The following is a 3,105-nucleotide window of genomic DNA, read 5'->3' as shown; positions in this document are numbered from 1 at the left end:
CCAAGAAGCCCAAGGCCAAGTAAGCCCTGCGTTTTTTTGCAAAGAATTTTCGGTGCTGTTTCCCGCGTGGCGCGGTGATTCGGCGTAGTGACCCCAAACGCAGGTGTTCTGCGCGGGTCGAGTAAGTGGGAGTTTTAATGACTCTCGCGGTGTCTGAAAAGACGCCAACTGAAGCAAAGATAGAGGTAAAAAATGCCACGTCGTCGCGAAGTCCCCAAACGTGAAATCCTGCCGGATCCCAAGTTCGGCAATGTAGAGCTGTCCAAATTCATGAACGTGATCATGGAAGGCGGCAAGAAGGCAGTTGCAGAGCGCATCATTTACGGCGCCCTGGAACTGATCGAGAAGAAGCACCCCGATAAGGACCCTCTGGAAGCCTTCACCGTTGCCATCAACAACGTGAAGCCCATGGTGGAAGTGAAGTCCCGTCGCGTGGGCGGTGCCAACTACCAGGTGCCTGTGGAAGTGCGCCCTGTCCGTCGCTTGGCCCTGTCCATGCGCTGGATCAAGGAAGCCGCCCGCAAGCGTGGCGAAAAGTCGATGGCCCAACGCCTGGCCAACGAGCTGCTGGAGGCCACCGAAGGCCGTGGCGGCGCCATGAAGAAGCGTGACGAAGTGCACCGCATGGCCGAAGCCAACAAGGCATTCAGCCACTTCCGCTTCTAAATCGACGGATCGCTTCGTCGCCAAGCGCAAGGCTGCCGGCATTTTTGCCTGCAGCCTTGTGGCGATTGAGGTGGTCACAAAATTGACGGGTTGCAGCGCCACAATGCTGGGCCCTTCCCCTGAATAACACGACCCATCCAAGGATCTACCATGGCTCGCAAGACTCCCATCGAGCGCTACCGCAATATCGGTATCTCGGCCCACATTGACGCTGGCAAGACCACGACCACCGAACGTATCCTGTTCTACACGGGCGTGAGCCACAAGATTGGCGAAGTGCACGATGGCGCTGCCACCATGGACTGGATGGAGCAGGAGCAAGAGCGCGGCATCACGATCACGTCCGCTGCCACGACCTGCTTCTGGAAGGGCATGGACAACTCGTACGAAGAGCACCGCTTCAACATCATCGACACCCCCGGTCACGTGGACTTCACGATCGAAGTGGAACGCTCGATGCGCGTGCTCGACGGCGCCTGCATGGTGTATTGCGCCGTGGGTGGCGTGCAGCCCCAGTCGGAAACCGTCTGGCGCCAGGCCAACAAGTACAAGGTGCCACGTCTGGCCTTTGTGAACAAGATGGACCGTACCGGTGCCAACTTCTTCAAGGTCTATGACCAGATGAAGCTGCGCCTGAAGGCCAACCCCGTGCCAGTGGTGATCCCGATCGGTGCCGAAGACAAGTTCACCGGTGTGGTCGATCTGCTCAAGATGAAGGCCATCCTGTGGGACGAAGCCTCGCAGGGCATGAAGTTCAGCTACGAAGACATCCCGGCCGACCTGGTGGAATCCGCCAAGGAATGGCGTGAAAAGATGGTGGAAGCTGCTGCGGAAGCCTCTGAAGAGCTGATGAACAAGTACCTGGAAGAGGGTGACCTCTCCGAAGCCGAAATCAAGTTCGGCCTGCGTACGCGTACCATCGCCACCGAAATCCACCCGATGCTGTGCGGTACCGCCTTCAAGAACAAGGGTGTGCAGCGCATGCTGGACGCCGTGATCGACTACTTGCCAGCACCGACGGACATTCCTGACGTGACGGGTACCGACGAAGACGAAAACCCCGTCACCCGCAAGGCGGACGACGGCGAGAAGTTCTCGGCCCTGGCATTCAAGCTGATGACCGACCCCTTCGTGGGCCAGTTGACCTTCGTGCGCGTGTACTCCGGCGTTCTGAGCAAGGGCGACACCGTCTACAACCCCATCAAGGGCAAGAAGGAACGTATCGGCCGTATCGTGCAGATGCACGCCAACGAGCGCCAGGAAGTCGAAGAAATCCGCGCCGGCGACATCGCTGCCTGCGTGGGTCTGAAGGACGTGACGACTGGTGAAACGCTGAGCGACCTCGACTCCCAGATCATTCTGGAGCGCATGGTGTTCCCTGAGCCTGTGATCACCCAGGCCGTGGAACCCAAGACCAAGGCCGACCAGGAAAAGATGGGCATCGCCCTGCAGCGCTTGGCTGCAGAAGATCCATCCTTCCGCGTGAAGACCGATGAAGAATCGGGCCAGACGCTGATCGCCGGCATGGGCGAGCTGCACCTGGAAATCATCGTGGACCGCATGAAGCGCGAATTCGGCGTGGAAGCCAACGTGGGCAAGCCCCAAGTGGCCTACCGCGAAACCATCCGCAAGACGGTGGAAGAAGCCGAAGGCAAGTTCGTGCGCCAGTCCGGCGGTAAGGGCCAGTACGGCCACGTTGTGCTCAAGATCGAGCCCAATGAAGCCGGCAAGGGCAACGAGTTCGTTGACGCGATCAAGGGCGGTGTGGTTCCTCGCGAATTCATCCCGGCCGTGGAAAAGGGTTTCAACGAAGCCGTCACGCAAGGCGTGCTGGCGGGTTACCCCGTGGTGGATGTCAAGGTCACGCTGCACTTCGGTTCGTACCACGATGTGGACTCGAACGAACTGGCGTTCAAGATGGCTGCCATCTTCGGCTTCAAGGAAGGTTGCAAGAAGGCCGGTCCGGTCATTCTGGAACCCATGATGGCCGTGGAAGTGGAAACGCCTGAAGACTACGCCGGCAACGTGATGGGCGACCTGTCCAGCCGCCGTGGCATGGTGCAGGGCATGGACGATATCCCGGGTGGCGGCAAGGCCATCAAGGCCGAAGTGCCCCTGTCCGAAATGTTCGGCTACTCCACGACCCTGCGCTCCATGTCGCAAGGCCGCGCTACCTACACGATGGAATTCAAGCACTACAGCGAAGCACCTCGCAACGTGTCTGAAGCCATCATGGCCGCACGCGCCAAGTAAGTAAGCACTCAGCCTGGGCCCCTGGTGGCCCGGGTGTTGTTTTGTCTGCGATCCGGTGCCACTCTGTTCCCTGTGCGGAGTGAATCAGCAACCAGATGCAGACGTAAAACCACTACACAGGGATTGCTCTTTGGAGAATTGAAATGGCAAAAGGTAAGTTTGAACGCACCAAGCCCCACGTCAACG

Annotated in this window: 2 protein-coding genes; both read left to right on the top strand. The window is 58.9% G+C overall.

Annotated elements, in window-relative coordinates:
• The first annotated feature begins 192 nt into the window (after positions 1-192).
• The gene (gene rpsG / locus DBV10_RS12765; RefSeq protein ID WP_005798541.1) at positions 193-666 is read left to right on the top strand and encodes a 30S ribosomal protein S7; all 474 of its coding nucleotides are present in this window, start codon (positions 193-195) and stop codon (positions 664-666) included.
• A gap of 150 nt (positions 667-816) precedes the next feature.
• A complete protein-coding gene (fusA, locus tag DBV10_RS12760) occupies positions 817-2,919 on the top strand; it encodes an elongation factor G (RefSeq protein WP_124514005.1) in 2,103 nt (700 codons plus the stop codon).
• Positions 2,920-3,105 lie beyond the last annotated feature (186 nt).

This window comes from Acidovorax sp. FJL06 (assembly GCF_003852545.1).
In the GTDB taxonomy this organism is placed as follows: Bacteria; Pseudomonadota; Gammaproteobacteria; order Burkholderiales; family Burkholderiaceae_C; genus Acidovorax.
This window is presented reverse-complemented; position numbering and strand designations above follow the sequence as displayed.